This is a genomic window from Sphingomonas sp. S1-29 (genome assembly GCF_026167545.1).
Lineage (GTDB): Bacteria > Pseudomonadota > Alphaproteobacteria > Sphingomonadales > Sphingomonadaceae > Sphingomonas.
In genome coordinates, this window is record NZ_CP110678.1 from 3,026,109 (window position 1) to 3,042,165 (window position 16,057).

The window sequence follows — 16,057 nt, forward strand, 5'->3', positions numbered from 1 at the left end:
CAACCCCCACCGTTCGTCCTGAGTAGGGGCTGAGCGAAGGCGAAGACCCGTATCGAAGGACATTGCCCCAAGCGGGCGGGTCCTTCGATACGCCGCTTCGATACGCTGCTGCGCAGCTACTCAGCGGCTACTCAGGACGAACGGTACGTCAGAAGTCACTCCGGCCTCGGCCTCGCCGGGAATGCCTTGCGCGCCTGCGAGAAGGTAGCCCGCGCCGCCGTAGCCCCCGGCACCGCAGCGCTGGTGCCCACCCAGCGCCAATGCCACGGCTCCCACTTCATCTGCTGCTTGTTGCCCGCGGGGAACGACATTTCGAAGCCGTAGCGCGCGGCGTTGGCAATCAGCCATTTGCCGACCGGCGTCGCGGCGAAGCACGCATCGGCATCGGGGCAGCCGCCGCGATCGGTGGTGCCGAAATCGACCACATAGCCGGTGGCGTGTTCGCTATAGCCCGGCGGCGCCGATGCCCAGGCGCGGTCGCGAAAGCCCATGCTTCGGCCCGACAATATGCCCGCGCAAAAGGTCTGCGCCTGGAAGGCGACGCCGCGATGGCACGATACCGAGCGAAGCTTGCCCGCGACCGCGGGATCGGCGTTCGAAGCGGCGATCAGCCGGTTGAGATCACCCAGCATCGCCGGATGGACCCGGCACGCGCCGCCGTCGTCGAGCGGGGGCGGGGCGGGCAGCAGCACGCTTTCGGACACGCCGGGATAGGGGAAATGGTTGAGCAGCCGCCCGTCGCTGGTGAGGGCGACGCTGCCGCGACCGCACAGCGCGACCGGCGTGCGTGCGACGATCGGTGGCGGGGCGATAGCGACCGTGGGTGCCGCGACCGGCGGGGGTGGGGCAGGCGCGGCGACCTCCGCCGGCGGCGCGGCGCAGGCGGCGAGGGTGAGCGCTGCCGTAATCCCCAGTACGCTCCGCCCGTTCGTTTCGAGCACAGTCGAGAAACCGCGCAACGCGCCACGTACCCGTTTCTCGACTTCGCTCGAAACGAACGGGAGGGGGGGCATTCGTCGAATGTGCGATGACAGGTTCGCGCTTTGGCCAAACAGCGCTAAGGGCAATGCCATGTTAAGCGACCGCATCCTGTTCATCGATGGCGAGGCACTGATTCTCGACAAACCCGCCGGCCTGCCGGTGGATTCGCCGCGCGACCGCAGCCCGAGTGTCGAATCGATGCTCGATGAGCTGACTTTCGGTTTCAAGCGCGTTCCTTTGCCCGTCCATCGGCTCGACCGCGACACCAGCGGCTGCCTGCTACTGGCGCGCAACCCCAAGGCGCACAAGCGGTTCCAGCAGGCGTTCGAACAAGGGCTGGTGACCAAGAAATATCTCGCGGTGATCGACGGCGTGCCCGACGAGGCGACCGGCACCGTCGACATGGCGCTGGCGAAGGTCAGCACCGCCGAAACCGGCTGGCGGATGGTCGGCGATCCGCAGGGCAAGCGCGCGGTGACGCATTGGGAAGTGCTGCGCGAGCATCAGGGCCGCGCATTGGTGGCCTTCACGCCCGAGACGGGGCGGACGCACCAGATCCGCGTCCACGCCTCGCACGGCATGGGAATCCCGATCGTCGGCGACCCGGTCTATGGCCGGGCCGACCAGCGGCTGGTGATGCTGTTGCACGCGGTCGAGCTGTCGGTGCCGCGCGAGGGCAAGCCGCCGGTCGCCGCGACGTCGGAGCTACCCGAGCGTTTTGCGCTGGCGGGGTTCGGGCCGGTGCCGGTTGCCGTTGCCGAGCCGAGCGATCAGCCGAGCGACCCGGCGGGTGTCTGACTATCGCATCCCCGACGAAGCGATCGTCGAGGAACGTTTCCTCGCCGCGACCGGGCCGGGGGGGCAGAATGTCAACAAAGTGGCGACCGCGGTGCAACTGCGCGTCGATGTTTACCGGCTGGGGCTCGCGCCCTGGGCCTATGCACAACTCAAGACGCTGGCGGGCAGCCGGATGACCGCGGGCGGCGAATTGCTGATCACCGCGCGGCGATTTCGCACGCAGGAAGCGAATCGCGAGGATGCCCGCGCGCGGCTGTCTGAACTGGTCGGCCAGGCGATGGTGCGCCAGGCGCGGCGGATCGCGACCAAGCCGAGCCGCAATGCCAAGGCCAAGCGGGTCGATGCGAAGAAAAGCCGCGCGAATGTGAAGGCGGGGCGCGGCAAGGTGTCGATGGATTGAGGAGAAGGGGGGAGGGGAGCAGAGCAGCCCATCTCCCTGCCGTTCGCCCTGAGCTTGTCGAAGGGTCGGCCCGAACCATCAACCCGCGCGCCATTCGAGATTGCGGGCCGCCCTTCGACAAGCTCAGGGCGAACGGAGTAGGGGGGAGCAAACCAACGCATCCGAAAGCCCGCCATGTACGACTTCGCCATCACCGCGACCCAGAAATCCGACCTCTATCGCGATCTCGCGCAAGCGCTCGACGCGCTGACCGCCGACGAGCGCGACGGGATCGCGAACATGGCCAATGCCGCGGCGTTGCTGTGGCAATATCTGCCCGACCTCAACTGGGCGGGATTCTACCGCGTCGTCGAGGGCGAACTGGTGCTCGGACCGTTCCAGGGGAAGGCTGCGTGCATCCGGATCGCGTTCGGCAAGGGCGTTTGCGGCGCCGCCGCCGCGACGTTCGAGACGCAGGTGGTCGCCGACGTCCACGCCTTCCCCGGCCACATCGCGTGCGACGCCGCCAGCCGCTCCGAGCTGGTGGTGCCGATCGTTCGCGACGGGGTGTTGCTCGGGGTGCTCGACCTCGACAGTCCGCTGCCCGGGCGCTTCGATGGCGAAGACGCCAAGGGGTGCGAGGCGCTGGTGGCGATGCTCGCCGACCGGCTCGACCTGCCCCGATAAGGGACGCCGGCGTATCGTGACTCGATTCGCGGGCGCGCGCGCAAACTGTTAAGAAATCGTGAACGTGATCGCTACCTTCGCGATCGCGTTGGCGATGGCTGGCAGGGAGTGGACCGATGCGAAGCTTGATGAAGACCGCGGTGCTGTTGGCGGCGCTGCCGATCGGAACCGCCGTGCAGGCGCGGCAGCAGGCCCGCCCCGCGATCGCGCCCGCCCCGGTAGCCCAGCCGGTGTCGATGCCGCGCCCCGCGATCCAGCCGGCGCGTTGGGGCGAGCGCTATCAGGGCCGCTGGCATGCCGGATACCGCGCGCCGGGCGGCTGGACCGCCTATCGCCGCCCGGTGCGCGGCTTTGGCGTGCCGCGCTACTGGATCCAGCCGAGCTTCTACATCGCCGATTTCGCGGGCTATGGGCTCGGCGCGCCGCCGCAGGGCTATAGCTGGTATCGCTATTATGACGACGCGGTGCTGATCGACCAGGCGGGCTATGTCCATGATTCGGTCGCTGGGGTCGATTGGAACCGCGACGGACGCGGCTATGTCGATCGCGCCGAGCCGTATCGCGATACGGCCTATGCTGCCCGGGCGACCGACGATGCCCCGATGATGGGCACCGTCGCCGGCGCCGCGATCAATCGCGCCAACGATCGCGGACCGCAAGCGCCACCCCCGCCGCCCAGCCAGCGCCGCGGCGTCGATTATGCCGCGGCTTCGGTACCGGTCGTGGCGCCGCTAGCGCCGCCGCGCGCGGGCGTCCGCTATGGCGAGCGCGGCGAGGTCGTCCAGCCGCTGCCCGGAACGATGGTCGCCAATGTCGATAGCCGGCCCGGTGCGAACGCGATGCCGCGCGACTATGCCGCGGGAACGGTGACGACCCGCACCTATCAGCCGGGGGTGATTACCTCGCAGCGCACGGTGATGACCACCGCAGGCTATGTCGCCAATGGCTATTATTACCCGCCGGTGATGACGACGACGATCACCTACGGCCAGCCCGCGACGACGACGGTCAGCGAGGGGTCGGGACTCCCCTGACCGCGTCGTCGGTGGAGACGGCGCGGTCGCCCAGCAGCCGGATCCGGGCGGGCAGCTGATCGAGGATCGCCTGCCGCGCGGCGTCGTCGCCCGCCGACCATGTGGCGATCTCGCTACCGCTGCGCCCGCACCCCAGGCACCAGCCGGTCGCCTTGTCGAGCGTGCAGACCAGGTTGCACGGGCTCGCTACCTTGGGCGGGGAAGGGAAGGCGATGAAGTCGGCGGCGGCCATTGCGTGCTTCAGCGGTTCAGCGTGACTTCCAGGAACGCCGGGAACGGGCCGTTCCAGCCATCGTCGGGCTGATCGTCGGCCTGGCGTTCGTGGCGCGCCGGACGGTCGCCACGGCGCGAGCGCCCCTCGTCGCGTGAACGGCCTTCGTCGCGCGAGCGGCTGGCTTCCTGCGGCCGTGCATCGTCGCGCGGACGGCGCTCTTCGCGCACCGGGCGGACGATCTCGGCGGGCAGCGGATCGTCGAGGATCGGCTCGGGGAGGATTTCGGCGATCTCGGGTTCGAAGCTCGGCGCGTTCGTCCGCGGCTTGGCACCGCGGCGCGGCGAGCGCTCGCGGCGCGGGCTGTCGGCGACGGGCTCCCGCGCGGCGGGCGTTTCGACCGTTGCGGCGGCGGGGGCCGCCAGGCGCTCGATCTTCTGCCCCTGCAGCTTCTCGATATTCGCGACGTTCTCGGCGTCCTCGGGGGTCACGAAGGTATAGGCGACCCCCGTCGCGCCCGCGCGGCCGGTGCGGCCGATGCGGTGGACATAATCGTCGGGATGCCAGGGCGCGTCGAAATTGACGACGTGGCTGACCCCCTTGATGTCGAGCCCGCGCGCGGCGACGTCCGACGCGACCAGGATATTGACCTCGCCGCGCTTGAAGCGATCGAGCTCGGCCAGCCGTGCCGACTGGTCCATGTCGCCATGGATCTCGCTCGACGCCAGCCCCGAGCGGCGCAGGCTCTTGTTCAGCTCGCGCACCGTCGTCTTGCGGTTGCAGAAGATGATCGCGGTGCGCACCTCTTCCTGCTGCAGCAGCGCCAGGAGCGTCGATCGCTTGGCGTCGGACTTCAGCGGCACCAGATATTGGGCGATGCTGAGATTGCTCGATGCCGGGCGCGACACCTCGATCATCTTGGGATTGTCGAGAAACTTGTCGGCCAGCTTCTTGATCGGTGGCGGCATCGTCGCCGAGAACAACAGCGTCTGGCGCGCCTTGGGCAGCTTGGTGCAGATTTCCTCGATATCGGGGATGAACCCCATGTCGAGCATCCGATCGGCCTCGTCGATCACCAGCAGCGAACAGCCGGTGAGCAGGATCTTGCCGCGCCCGAACAGGTCCATCAGCCGGCCCGGCGTCGCGATCAGCACGTCGACGCCCTTTTCGAGCGCCGCCATCTGGTCGCCCATCGACACGCCGCCGATCAGCAGCGCCATCGAAAGGCCCGAATATTTGCCGTATTTCTCGAAATTCTCAGCGACCTGCGCGGCGAGTTCGCGGGTTGGCTCGAGGATCAGCGAGCGCGGCATCCGTGCGCGGCTGCGCCCCTGCGCCAGGATGTCGATCATCGGCAGCACGAACGACGCGGTCTTGCCGGTGCCGGTCTGGGCGATGCCGATCAGGTCGCGCATCATCAGGACCGAGGGGATCGCGCTCGCCTGAATCGGCGTCGGCTCGGTATAACCCGATTCATTGACGGCACGCAGTAGTTCGTCAGACAGGCCGAGATCGGCAAAGCTCATGCGAATGTCCGGAAATCGCGGGCGCGCGATGCACCCGCAGGTTCAAATCGGGTCGCGGATTTGCGCCGGATTGTCAAGGTTCGCGCGTCAGCGCGCGGGCACCAGCGACCGGAAACCCTCGATCCGGCACGTGCCCCCCGATGCCGAGCGGATCGTGTCGCGCTGCGCGCACAACCGCCCGTCGCTGGTGCGTGCGACGGTGAAGCCCTGATAGAAGCCGAGCGCGGGGCAATCGCCGTCCAGCTTGGCGCGCATCCGCTTGCCGCCGGCCAATACCAGGTCGACGCTGTCGGGCCGCGTGATCGCTGCGCCTGCGAGCGACTCCATCGGCACGCATTGTTCGCTGCGCTGTTCGACCCAGCTGATCGGCGGCAGCGGCGCTGCCGAGGCGATCGGGGTGCGCGGTATCGATAGGCGCGTGACGCGGATCAGGATCCGCTGGCGGACACGAAGCGTGGCCGGCTGGGCGGGTTCGGCGGGGCGAACCTGCGCTTGCTGCGCGGGCGCCGCCCCGATCCAAAGGAGCATCGCCGTCAAAAAAGGAAACGGTATCGCCAATACATGCACCATCGTGCGCGAAACTGCGGAAACTGGGTTGAACGTCCGATGAATTGCTCGCGCCTCGGCGGCTATGCTACGCCTTGCGTGACCATGACGCCAGCCCAGACCCTGATGATCGCGGCGGCGCGCGCGCGCCTGGGCGAACGCGCGGTGATCGACGATTCCGAGCTGATCGCGCCCTGGCTGGTCGATTGGCGCGGCCGCTATCATGGGCAGGCGCCGGCGATCCTCCAGCCCGCCGATACCGCGGGCGTCGCCGCGATCGTCGCGCTGGCCGCCGAGCATCGCGTCGCGTTGGTGCCGCAGGGGGGGAACACTTCGATGGTCGGCGGGGCGACGCCGCCCGCCGATGGCAGCGCGCTGATCCTGTCGCTGCGCCGGCTGAACGCGGTGCGATCGGTATCGCCGAGCGAAGGCCTCGCGGTGGCCGAGGCGGGGGTGATCCTCGCCGATCTGCAAGCCGCCGCCGATGCCGAGGGGATGCGCTTTCCGCTGACATTGGGGTCGCGCGGATCGGCGACGATCGGCGGGCTGGTATCGACCAATGCCGGCGGCACCCAGGTGCTGCGTTTCGGCACGATGCGGCGGCTGGTGACGGGTATCGAGGCGGTGCTGCCCGACGGATCGGTGCATGACGGGCTGTCGTCGCTGAAGAAGGACAATCGCGGCTATGATCTCGACCAGCTGCTGATCGGCGCCGAGGGGACGCTGGGGATCGTCACCGCCGCCGCGCTGACCTTGGTGCCCGGAATCGCGGTGCGCGCGGTCGCCTGGGCGGGATTGCGCTCGCCCGAGGACGCGCTGGCGCTGCTGCGCCGGATCGAGGCGCGCACCGAGCTGGTCGAAAGCTTCGAGATCATTCCCGGCGACACGCTGGCGCTGGCGATCGCGCATGTTCCCGGCGGCCGGTCGCCCGTGGCGGGGTCGCATCGCTGGCACGTGCTGATCGAGGCGGCGAGCGGCGATCCGCAGGCCGATCCCGCCGCGACGCTCGAAACGCTGCTTGGCGATGCGATCGCCGACGGGCTGGTCGCCGATGCGACGATCGCCGCGAGCGAGGCGCAGGCCGCGGCATTCTGGACGTTGCGCGATTCGCTGTCGGCGGCCGAACGCGCGACCGGGCCGGCGGCGCAGCACGACATCTCGGTACCCGTGCCCGCGATGCCGCGCTTCATGATCGAGGCGGCGGCGGCGGTCGAGGCGCGCTTCCCCGGCACCCACGCCACCGCGTTCGGCCATCTCGGCGACGGCAACGTCCATTTCCACGTCCGCGCGCCAGCGGGCGCCGATCCCGCGCGCTGGTATTCGCAGGATGCGCCGATCGCCACGCGCTTCGTCCACGATCTGGTCGTTGCCGCGGGCGGGTCGATCTCGGCCGAGCACGGTATCGGGCAGATGAAGCGCGACGAACTGGCGCGGCTGGGGCCACCGTCGCGGCTGGCGGCGCTGCGCGCGATCAAGACCGCGTTCGACCCGCAGGGGCTTTTCAACCCGGGCAAACTCGTGTCCCTTGCGCGCGACCTGCCCGCCACCTAGAGCGCGGCGGACTTTATTCGTCCGGGAGAGTAAGATGGCCACCGTGCCGCAGTCGCAATCGCTGCCCCTTTTCTACAACAACCTCGAGCCGCTTTCGAGCCAGACCCATGCCGACTTCCGCGTGCGCCCGGCCAATGTGGCGCCGTTCCTCGCCAAGCATCACGCGGTGCCGCTGACCGTCGAGGAATTCCCGCTGGTCCAGCGCCGGATGCCGATCGTCTTTTCGATCGGTGACGATCCGGTGCCGCTGGCGCTGATGGGCCTCAATGAGGGCGTGAACACCTTCATCGACGATGCTGGCGCGCTGGTCGACAACGAGGTGTATGTCCCCGCCTATATCCGCCGCTATCCCTATCTGCTCGCCAAGCTGCGTCCCGACACCGACGAATTGTCGCTGTGCTTCGATCCGACGTCGGAAACGATCGGCGCGTTCGAGGATGGCGAACGCCTGTTCGAGAACGGCGAGCCGACCGAGCTGACCAAGGGCATCCTGAACTTCGCCGAGCAGTTCGAGCAGGCAGGCCAGCGCACCGGCCAGTTCATGCGCGAGCTCAAGGAATTGGGCATCCTGATGGACGGCGAAATCTCGATCCAGCCCGAGGGCGCGCAGCCCTTCGTCTATCGTGGTTTCCAGATGGTCGACGAGAAGAAGCTGAACGATCTGCGCGGCGACCAGCTGCGCAAGCTGACGCAGAACGGCATCCTGCCGCTCGTCTATGCGCACCTGTTCTCGCTCAGCCTGATGCGCGACCTGTTCTCGAAGCAAATGCAGCAGGGCAAAATGCCGCAGCAGGCGCAGCCGCTGAACGCCCAGCCACTCAACTGACGCACACCCGCCGCGGCCGTCCCAACGACGGTCGCGGCGCCGATTTGTCGATGCTTTGCAACGCTTGGGCGAATGTCGCCCGAAAGCCTTGAAGCGCCAAAACCCATCGCCTATATCGGCCTTACGCGATCTCGTGTCCCCCCTTTCGCGGGATCGTGCGACACGCCTTTCAGGCGTGTCTCCTCCCTGAACCTTGGCCACCTCGTACGGTTACGTACGGGGTGGTTTTTTTATGCGGTGCTCGCGGTCGTGGTCATTCGGCGGCGGCAGCGATCGGGGTGATCTCGTCGAGCAGCGCATCGATCATCGTGCGCAGGATATGTCCCAGCCGCTGCGCGCCCGCGTTGGGGGTCAGCGTCATGGGATCGAGATACAGCGTGCGATCGAATTCGATCTGCACCGCGTGGATGCCCGCTGCGGGCGCGCCATGCGCGTCGAGGATATGCCCGCCGGCATAGGGTGCGTTGGTCGCGATCCGCAGCCCGCTGGCGGTGGCGGCGCCCTCGATCCGCGCGAGGTACGGCGCTGCGGCGCTCTGGCCGAAGCGATCGCCCAGCACGATCCGCGCCGGCGCCTCGCCCGCCAGCGTCGGCATCGAATGGATGTCGAGCAGCACCGCGACGCCGAAGCGCCGCCGCGCCGCCGCCAGCGCGGCAGCGAGCGCTGCGTGATAGGGCCGATGATCCTCGACGATCCGCGCCATCACCTCGTCGCCGCGCAGCCGCCGCCGCCACACGTCGCCCGAGACCCCGGCGCGCCGCGGGACGAGCCCGAGCCCGCCCTTGAGCTTGGCCGATTCGAACGGCATCGCGCTGGCCGAGACGCCTTCGTCGATCCGTGGATCGCGCTCGTCCTCGCCGCGGTTGAGGTCGATCCAGGCGCGGGCGCGGCGCGCGACCAGCATCGTTTCGTCGCGGCGCGCGGCATGCGCGATCGAATCGACATGGCGGTCCTCAAGCGGCAGCAATGCCGCGAGAGGGAGCCGGATCGCCGCCAGCATCGCCGCGGGATATTCGCGTCCGGCATGCGGCACCGACAGGACCACCGGCGATGCGGGCTCGGCAGGGCCGAACCGATCGAAGCTCGGCGATGCTGCGCTGCTGGTCACCGCTTCGTTGCTAAACGCTGCCGATGGCGCCGACAATGCAGTATCGGGGCCGCATTCGCGCCGGTTTCGCCGCGGCGTCGGCTGGAAAATATTAAGGGCTTGTCCCATAGGATGGCGAGGGCGCCGGGGCCGGCGAGAGACGGGGACGTGATGTACAGGATTTTGCTGGCCGAAGACGACAACGTCATGCGCGAATATCTGACGCGCGCGCTCGAACGGTCGGGGTATGTCGTCAGCGCGGTCGATCGCGGGACCGCGGCGATCCCGTTGCTCGAGGCCGAATCGTTCGACCTGCTGCTGACCGACATCGTGATGCCCGAGATGGACGGGATCGAACTCGCGCAGCGCGCGGGCGAGATGGCGCCCGACATGCGGGTGATGTTCATCACCGGCTTCGCCGCGGTGACGCTGAAGGCGGGCAAGGCGGTGCCGCATGCGCGCGTGCTGTCGAAGCCGTTCCACCTGCGCGATCTGGTGCTCGAGATCGACCGGTTGTTCGAGAGCGAAACCGTTCCCACCCATAATTGATGCGCCGCGGGGGCCGCGCAGGCGTTTACCCGCTTGCACCCGGCGGCGACCCTCGCTAATGGCGTCGCTCCCACTGGGGGCGCGTAGCTCAGTGGTAGAGCACTGTGTTGACATCGCAGGGGTCGCAAGTTCAATCCTTGCCGCGCCCACCATCAAAAACCCCGCCGGCTCGACGAGCTGGCGGGGTTTTTTGTATGTGCGTTCCGAGCGCGCGCTTTGGACCGCGCGGGGCGACGAGGAGGATTGCGGCATCGCTGAGGACAACACCGATCTGGCGCTGGCCGAGCGTTCGGGGATCGACGATTCGATCGCTTATCTGCGCGGTGCGTATCCGCAAGCTGGATGGCGCACGCATGCCAATTTCGGGCAGCTCGCCGATTTCTGGCTGCACGTCCACGAATCGCTGCGTAGCGAGGGCGCCGAGGTGGCCAGCGTCGTCGATCGGTTTCGCGTCCGCCAGCTCGATCCTCATGCCTTCCAGCGCGCCTTCGTGCCGCGGCTCAACGGCTTTCTCGGGCATCTCGAACAGCATCACCAGATCGAGGATGCGGCGTATTTCCCCAGGTTCAAGACGATCGATCCGCGGATGGTCGCCGGCTTCGACCTGCTCGAGGCCGATCACGCGCTGATCCACGAACTTCTGCTCAAGACCGTCGACGATGCGCGCGCGCTGCTCACGGCGCTGGCGCTCCCCGGCGACGCCGGCCTGCGCGCGGCCGATGGCTATGCCCAGCGCGCCGACCGCTTCCTGGCGCTGATGCTGCGGCATCTTGCCGACGAGGAGGAAATTGTCGTCCCCGCATTGCTCGAACATGGCGAGCGACCGCTCCTTTGACCCGCGTTCTTGCTCGCGAAAGGTGCCAGCGCGAACCTGTGCTGAAGACTATTTGCAATCCGCCGAAAGGGCGGCGAGAGCGGCTTCAGGCGGCCAGGCGTCCCGGTGCCACTTTCAGTGTCACGATAAGCCCGCTCTCGGCCCAGTCGTAATCGATCGCGCCGCGCAAGTGTCCGGTTACGCTCCGCTCGACCAGCTTGCTGCCATAGCCTGCCTTTCCCGATGGCGGTTCGACCTTGGGGCCGCCGCTTTCGGTCCATACGATCGTGACGGCTTCGTCCTGCGCCGAACACGAAACGTCTAGCGTGCCGTCGTCGACCGACAGTGCGCCGTATTTGAGCGAGTTGGTGGCCAGCTCGTGAATCACGAGGGCCAGGATCGTTGTCGCCGAATCGCCTACGCTCATTCGCGGCACCGACACGCGGATGCGCCCGCTGAAGGCGCCCAGATCGTCATACGGCGCAAGCAAGACGGTCAACAGATCGCCCAGCAATGCCGACGCGGCCTTCGTCTGCCCCGGGACCGGACGAACCAGATCATGCGCACGCCCCAGCGCGGTAAGCCGAAGCGTCAGTTCCTCGGCCATTTCGGTGGTGGTCGAGGTCAATCGCGACGATATCGCGGCAAGCCCCGAGGCGATCACGAGCAGGTTCTGCACGCGATGACTCATCTCCCCAGCCAGCAGTTCGCGGCCTTCCTCGGCCTGTTTGCGCCCGGTTACGTCGATGAAGATTCCGAACATGATTCGGCTTACCATGCCGGCATCATCGCCCTTGCCGCGCGCCGATATCCATTTGAGCTCGTCGCCGATCATGATCCGAAAATCGATCTCATAGGGGCCGATGATCGCGCGCGTCGCATTGAACGCCGCGCGGACCCGGTCGCGATCGGCGGGGTGGATGTGCGCCGATAAATCCTCGAAACTCACATCGGTGGCGCGGGGAATACCCCAGAGATCATAGGCGTGATCGTCCATCGCCAGCGCATCGGTATCGACGTTCCAAGACCAGAGCGTGACCCCGGCTGCTTCGATCGCCCTCACCAGATTCTTCGGTTCCCACAACAGCGGCTTGAGCGTTTCGGCGGTACTGGTCATTGCTTCTCCGCACGCGCTTGGCGCATGTCATACCTTTGCTGGCGTATCGCGGGGGGCTTTCGCACACCGCCAGCCTTGCCGCAACCGAGCCTCGGTTCGACGCGGAGGCGACACATCTTGGCCGCCGAACTGGCCCAGAACACGCTAGCGGCGCTCGGCTCGCGCGGATGGCTGGGAAAGGCTGAACGCAATCACTCGTTGGGGCCGGTGAATGGGAGAACAGATAGCGTCAGACAACCTTACCGGGACGACCTGAACACGCCCAAATGGCATAGTCACCGTTCTGAAGCTGACCAATCGTCAAGGATGATCGTTATCGCAGTCCTGACCGCACCAAGGCTGCACCGCCGCGGCGCGATGTAGAGCTTGCAGATTGGTTTCGACTTCGCTTCTCACCCAATCGATGCTGGCCTTCCTCAGGTCGTGTTGCTTTGCCATCATCTTGACGAGCGGGTTCGTCGGGACGTTGAGAAGCCGAGCGAGTTCCGGTGCCGCGATCGTACGTTCGGCCCCCGCGCTCGAGGGGATGCACGACATCTATTACGGCACCGCGCTGCCGCCGCATCGCGTGCCGATCCCATTGATCCGCCCCGACGACCGGATCGGCGAGGCCTGTTTCCGCGTCGATCCTGAAAAGATCGTCGCGATCGTCGAGACCGAAGCCCCGACTGCAACCTGCCCTTTGCCGCGCCCGATGCCGCCGCGCCCGATGCTGCCGCGCATGCGATCGCCGGGCATCTGATCGAGTTCTTCGCGCACGAAGTCGCGCGCGGGCGGCTGCCGGCGTCGTTGCTGCCGCTGCAATCGGGGGTGGGCAATATCGCCAATGCGGTGTTGAGCGGGCTGGTGACCGGGCCGTTCGGCGACATGACGTCGTACACCGAGGTAATCCAGGACGGGATGCTCGACCTGCTCGATTCGGGAAAGTTGCGGATGGCGTCGGCGAACGCCTTCTCGCTCAAGCATGTGCGCCGGGCGACCAGTCGAGCCAGTCGCCATAAGCGTGGCAGGTGGCCAGCAGTCGTTCCTGCCCGCTGGGCCAGCACGTCAGCAGCAACTGGACTTGGCGGCGCATCGTGTTCCATTCGAAGCTGATCCGCGCCAGTGGGCGATCGATGGTGGCGTCGCTGCCGGCCTGCGCCAGCATCGCCGCAATGGCATCGCGCTGTGCCTGGGGCAGATATTGCAATACCATCGAATGCACCACCACCCGGCAGATTCCGGCGCGTTGGGGCTCGTCCAGCCGCGCGGCCAGCCATGTGCAGGCATCGCCGCGATCGACCTGGGGCGGATGGCGCTGCGCCAGCGCCAAAGCCTGTTCGAGCCGGTCGGCGCGCTGCGGCTGATCGGCCCAGATGTAGGACAACAGCCGGTCGCGGGTTGCCATGTCGTCGGCGCGCAAGGGATTGAGATCGGTGCCGCGCGCGCTGGCAATCGTCAGCGGCGCGCGCACCAGCGCTTCGCCGCGCCATGAAGGGGCGACGCGGACCGGCGAACCGGCATCGCCGGCAACGATGCCGCCCAGTTCGAAGGCATACAGCCCCAGATTGAGGTTGAGGCCGCAACTCGAACCAATCTCAAGCAGCTCGAAGGGCAATCCGAACTCACGGCTGGCTTCCATCAGCGCCGCCGCGATCGCCCCCGACCGACCTACTTCGTTGGTTTGCGGCGTATCGTGCATCGATGTCGCCATCAACTGGTCATGCGCCGCCAGCGCTTCGCCGATCGCGCCGTCGAAATCGTCATGCTGGCCGGCGTACAGCGCGCTCAATGCCGGCGAGCTGCCCCGCCGGGCGATCGCATGCAGCCCGGCATTGAAGCGCACCGCTACCGCATCGCGCAGCGGATCGCCCGGCCAGTCGCGGATCAGCGCGGCGGTGCGCGGCGCGCGGTGCAACTGGCGCTGGCCTGCCTCAAGGACCGCCGCGACGAACGGCGAGCCCAGATCGCGTGCAACCTCGGCGTGACGCCATAGCTCCCCCCGTTCGGGTATTGGCGCGTACATGTTCATTGTGGTTCCTTGCCCGGGGTGCGGGCGTTGGTTCGTTCGGAAGGGACCGCGAGCGGTGGGAAGCCTTTAGAAGGATTGCCAATCGTCCGATTCGGTCGCTGCCGGACGGACGAGCGCCGCCACCGCAGCCTTGGGCAGTTGCTTGACCGGTCCCGAAAAGCGGACCTGCGTCGCATATCCATCGACCACCGCGGCGGTCCCCACATTGAAGCGACCGGCATGTTCCGAAAGGCCGCGCACTTCGGTTGCAAGGTTGCGCGCAGCCGCCGAGGTCTCTTCGACCATCGCGGCATTTTGCTGGGTAGCCTGGTCCATCGTCGCGATCGCGGCGCTGATCTGCGTGATCGCGGTCGACTGCGCCTGGTTGTCGGTGGCGATGTCGCCTAGCAGGCTGTTCACTTCGACGACCCCGGTCGAGATGTCGGCCAGCGAGCCATCGACGCGGCGCACCGCCTCGACCGCGGTGATGATGTCGGTTTGGGTCGCGCTGAGCTGGTCGCGGGCACGGCCGGCCTCTTCCTCGGCGCGCATCGCCAGCGCCGAGACGAGATCGGCGACCACCGCGAAGCCGCGCCCGGCATCGCCCGCTCGGCCTGCCTCGACCGCGGCGTTCATCGCCAGCACGCGGGTCTGGAACGCGATCTTGTCGAGCCCCTCGATCACGCTGTCGATTCCCTTGGCGCTGTCCGACACCCGGCTCATCGCGGCGACCGCTTCCTCGGCGGTTGCACGGCCGTCGGCGACGGTCGTCATCGTGCCATTGGCGCGGTGCACGGTGCGCGTCGCGGCTTCGGCGGTGGTCTTGAGGCGGGTGTCCATCTGGATCACCGCAGCCGACGTCTCCTCGAGGTTCGCCGCATTGCTCTCGGTTCGGCGTGCGAGGTCTTCCGATGCCTGCGCGATCTCGCTCGATCCGGTGCGGATCGATGCGGTCGACTCGCCGACCGAGCCGATCAGTTCGCGCAGCGAGCCGATCGCGTCGTTGAAGTTGGACTTCACCGCGGCATAGCTCGCCGGGAAGTCGCGCGTGATCTCGGCCGTGAGGTCGCCCTCGGCGACGTCCGACAGATGCTGCGACAGCGTGTCGACGACCAGCTTCTGCTCGGCTTCGGCGCGGGCGGCGGCGGCGTCGGCTTGGTCCTTGGCCACCGCGGCGTCGCGGAATACCAGCACTGCGCGTGCCATGTCGCCCAGCTCGTCGTGGCGATCGAGGTCGGGGACGGTGATGTCGTGCTTGCCGGCGGCAAGATCGGCCATGGTGCCGGTCAGTCGCGAGACCGGGCGGGCGATCAGCTGGCTGAGCATGAAGGCGAGCCCAATCGCAATGCCGATCATCGCGATGCCGCCGATGATCAGCACCGTGACGGCCGAATTGATCGCGCTTTGCTGGCTTTCCGAATTGGTCTTGATCAACGCCTCTTCGGCGTCGCGGATCTCACGCAGCGGCAGTACCGCGGCGCTGGTCAGCACCGCCTTGCCGGCGGCGCGGACTTCGGCCTCCGCGCCTTCGCGCTCGCCGGCCTTGACGCGCGCGATCAGCCGGTCGCCCCAGGTCTTGCGCCAGTCGAGCGTCGCGGTGCGCGACTGCAGCAGCGCGGCTCGCAACGGCGCGTCGGTCAGCAGCGTCTCGAGCTCGCGCGACGCGGCATCATATTCGTCGCGCGCCTCGTCGTAGGACTTGAGGTAGCTCGGATCAGCCGTGACCAGGAACCCGCGCATCTGGCTGTTTTGCCGCAGCAAAGAGGTTTCCAGCGTCAACGCCTTGGAATGGATCGTCTGGCTGAGGTTGTTGCCGTCCGACGCGTTGCGGATCGACGTGATGTTCGCGAAGAACACCGCCATCATCGCCGCTGCCGAGACGCAGATGATGAGGAACGACAGCGCGAGTTTGCGCGGGATCTTCATGGATTTGAACATGACGGGATCTTTCGGTCGGTAGC

16 protein-coding genes, 1 tRNA gene and 1 pseudogene are annotated in these 16,057 nt (G+C 67.4%); 10 read left to right on the forward strand and 8 right to left on the reverse strand.

What is annotated here, in order from left to right:
• Nucleotides 1-155 precede the first annotated feature (155 nt).
• Entirely contained in the window at nt 156-1,013 is an 858-nt protein-coding gene (locus OKW76_RS14425; protein ID WP_265549537.1) for a M15 family metallopeptidase, read from the reverse strand.
• Between the two features lie 58 nt (nt 1,014-1,071).
• Between OKW76_RS14425 and OKW76_RS14430 the strand changes: the two genes are divergently transcribed.
• The 4 genes from OKW76_RS14430 to OKW76_RS14445 all read left to right on the forward strand — a co-directional run bounded on the left by OKW76_RS14430 (nt 1,072) and on the right by OKW76_RS14445 (nt 3,879).
• On the forward strand, nt 1,072-1,779 hold the full coding sequence (locus OKW76_RS14430; protein WP_265549538.1) for an RluA family pseudouridine synthase: 708 nt from the start codon (nt 1,072-1,074) through the stop codon (nt 1,777-1,779).
• Nucleotides 1,772-2,179, forward strand: a complete 408-nt coding sequence (arfB, locus tag OKW76_RS14435; RefSeq protein WP_265549539.1) for an alternative ribosome rescue aminoacyl-tRNA hydrolase ArfB — start codon at nt 1,772-1,774, stop codon at nt 2,177-2,179. Before OKW76_RS14430 ends, arfB begins: the two co-directional genes overlap by 8 nt.
• A gap of 174 nt (nt 2,180-2,353) precedes the next feature.
• Nucleotides 2,354-2,845, forward strand: a complete 492-nt coding sequence (locus OKW76_RS14440) for a GAF domain-containing protein (RefSeq protein WP_265549540.1) — start codon at nt 2,354-2,356, stop codon at nt 2,843-2,845.
• A gap of 116 nt (nt 2,846-2,961) precedes the next feature.
• Nucleotides 2,962-3,879, forward strand: a complete 918-nt coding sequence (locus tag OKW76_RS14445) for an RcnB family protein (protein ID WP_265549541.1) — start codon at nt 2,962-2,964, stop codon at nt 3,877-3,879.
• Here the strand turns inward: OKW76_RS14445 and OKW76_RS14450 are convergent.
• From OKW76_RS14450 to OKW76_RS14460, 3 genes are all read right to left on the reverse strand, one after another.
• A complete protein-coding gene (locus tag OKW76_RS14450; protein ID WP_265549542.1) occupies nt 3,854-4,111 on the reverse strand; it encodes a DUF1289 domain-containing protein in 258 nt (85 codons plus the stop codon). The genes OKW76_RS14445 and OKW76_RS14450 overlap by 26 nt on opposite strands.
• Nucleotides 4,112-4,119: 8 nt before the next feature.
• Nucleotides 4,120-5,616, reverse strand: a complete 1,497-nt coding sequence (locus tag OKW76_RS14455; RefSeq protein WP_265549543.1) for a DEAD/DEAH box helicase — start codon at nt 5,614-5,616, stop codon at nt 4,120-4,122.
• Between the two features lie 87 nt (nt 5,617-5,703).
• Nucleotides 5,704-6,144, reverse strand: coding sequence for a hypothetical protein (locus OKW76_RS14460; protein ID WP_265549544.1), 441 nt, complete (start codon nt 6,142-6,144; stop codon nt 5,704-5,706).
• Between the two features lie 123 nt (nt 6,145-6,267).
• On the opposite strand from OKW76_RS14460, the gene OKW76_RS14465 reads away from it, so the two are divergent.
• Together OKW76_RS14465 and OKW76_RS14470 are read left to right on the forward strand one after the other, a co-directional pair.
• The gene (locus OKW76_RS14465) at nt 6,268-7,713 is read left to right on the forward strand and encodes an FAD-binding oxidoreductase (RefSeq protein ID WP_265553003.1); all 1,446 of its coding nucleotides are present in this window, start codon (nt 6,268-6,270) and stop codon (nt 7,711-7,713) included.
• 34 nt (nt 7,714-7,747) lie between these two features.
• Nucleotides 7,748-8,539, forward strand: a complete 792-nt coding sequence (locus OKW76_RS14470) for a SapC family protein (RefSeq protein WP_265549545.1) — start codon at nt 7,748-7,750, stop codon at nt 8,537-8,539.
• Between the two features lie 253 nt (nt 8,540-8,792).
• On the opposite strand, the gene OKW76_RS14475 is transcribed toward OKW76_RS14470, so the two are convergent.
• Nucleotides 8,793-9,647: an N-formylglutamate amidohydrolase gene (locus OKW76_RS14475; RefSeq protein WP_265549546.1), complete on the reverse strand. Its 855-nt coding sequence runs from the start codon at nt 9,645-9,647 to the stop codon at nt 8,793-8,795.
• A gap of 150 nt (nt 9,648-9,797) precedes the next feature.
• Here OKW76_RS14475 and cpdR point away from each other — a divergent pair, with 150 nt between their 5' ends.
• The 3 genes from cpdR to OKW76_RS14490 all read left to right on the forward strand — a co-directional run bounded on the left by cpdR (nt 9,798) and on the right by OKW76_RS14490 (nt 11,010).
• The gene (gene cpdR / locus OKW76_RS14480) at nt 9,798-10,175 is read left to right on the forward strand and encodes a cell cycle two-component system response regulator CpdR (RefSeq protein ID WP_265553004.1); all 378 of its coding nucleotides are present in this window, start codon (nt 9,798-9,800) and stop codon (nt 10,173-10,175) included.
• Between the two features lie 77 nt (nt 10,176-10,252).
• Nucleotides 10,253-10,327 (forward strand) — tRNA-Val (locus tag OKW76_RS14485).
• Nucleotides 10,328-10,371: 44 nt separating this feature from the next.
• Nucleotides 10,372-11,010, forward strand: a complete 639-nt coding sequence (locus tag OKW76_RS14490; protein WP_265549547.1) for a hemerythrin domain-containing protein — start codon at nt 10,372-10,374, stop codon at nt 11,008-11,010.
• Between the two features lie 85 nt (nt 11,011-11,095).
• Here OKW76_RS14490 and OKW76_RS14495 read toward each other — a convergent pair whose 3' ends face one another.
• Entirely contained in the window at nt 11,096-12,106 is a 1,011-nt protein-coding gene (locus OKW76_RS14495) for a sensor histidine kinase (protein WP_265549548.1), read from the reverse strand.
• A 511-nt stretch (nt 12,107-12,617) separates the two neighbouring features.
• Here OKW76_RS14495 and OKW76_RS14500 point away from each other — a divergent pair.
• Nucleotides 12,618-13,066: pseudogene (locus OKW76_RS14500) on the forward strand (propionyl-CoA--succinate CoA transferase); the annotation flags it as partial.
• Here OKW76_RS14500 and OKW76_RS14505 read toward each other — a convergent pair.
• Entirely contained in the window at nt 13,065-14,111 is a 1,047-nt protein-coding gene (locus OKW76_RS14505; RefSeq protein WP_265549549.1) for a DUF2332 domain-containing protein, read from the reverse strand. The pseudogene OKW76_RS14500 and the gene OKW76_RS14505 overlap by 2 nt on opposite strands.
• A 72-nt stretch (nt 14,112-14,183) precedes the next feature.
• Complete coding sequence (locus OKW76_RS14510; RefSeq protein WP_265549550.1) at nt 14,184-16,034, reverse strand: methyl-accepting chemotaxis protein; 1,851 nt, start codon at nt 16,032-16,034, stop codon at nt 14,184-14,186.
• Between the last annotated feature and the right edge of the window lie 23 nt (nt 16,035-16,057).

Coding starts and splice junctions, on each gene's coding strand:
- OKW76_RS14430 (WP_265549538.1), top strand. CDS start 1,072: ATGTTAAGCGACCGCATCCTGTTCATCGATGGCGAGGCACTGATTCTC.
- OKW76_RS14510 (WP_265549550.1), bottom strand. CDS start 16,034: ATGTTCAAATCCATGAAGATCCCGCGCAAACTCGCGCTGTCGTTCCTC.
- OKW76_RS14445 (WP_265549541.1), top strand. CDS start 2,962: ATGCGAAGCTTGATGAAGACCGCGGTGCTGTTGGCGGCGCTGCCGATC.
- OKW76_RS14450 (WP_265549542.1), bottom strand. CDS start 4,111: ATGGCCGCCGCCGACTTCATCGCCTTCCCTTCCCCGCCCAAGGTAGCG.
- OKW76_RS14425 (WP_265549537.1), bottom strand. CDS start 1,013: ATGCCCCCCCTCCCGTTCGTTTCGAGCGAAGTCGAGAAACGGGTACGT.
- OKW76_RS14470 (WP_265549545.1), top strand. CDS start 7,748: ATGGCCACCGTGCCGCAGTCGCAATCGCTGCCCCTTTTCTACAACAAC.
- OKW76_RS14455 (WP_265549543.1), bottom strand. CDS start 5,616: ATGAGCTTTGCCGATCTCGGCCTGTCTGACGAACTACTGCGTGCCGTC.
- OKW76_RS14505 (WP_265549549.1), bottom strand. CDS start 14,111: ATGTACGCGCCAATACCCGAACGGGGGGAGCTATGGCGTCACGCCGAG.
- OKW76_RS14465 (WP_265553003.1), top strand. CDS start 6,268: ATGACGCCAGCCCAGACCCTGATGATCGCGGCGGCGCGCGCGCGCCTG.
- OKW76_RS14460 (WP_265549544.1), bottom strand. CDS start 6,144: ATGCTCCTTTGGATCGGGGCGGCGCCCGCGCAGCAAGCGCAGGTTCGC.
- cpdR (WP_265553004.1), top strand. CDS start 9,798: ATGTACAGGATTTTGCTGGCCGAAGACGACAACGTCATGCGCGAATAT.
- OKW76_RS14495 (WP_265549548.1), bottom strand. CDS start 12,106: ATGACCAGTACCGCCGAAACGCTCAAGCCGCTGTTGTGGGAACCGAAG.
- OKW76_RS14440 (WP_265549540.1), top strand. CDS start 2,354: ATGTACGACTTCGCCATCACCGCGACCCAGAAATCCGACCTCTATCGC.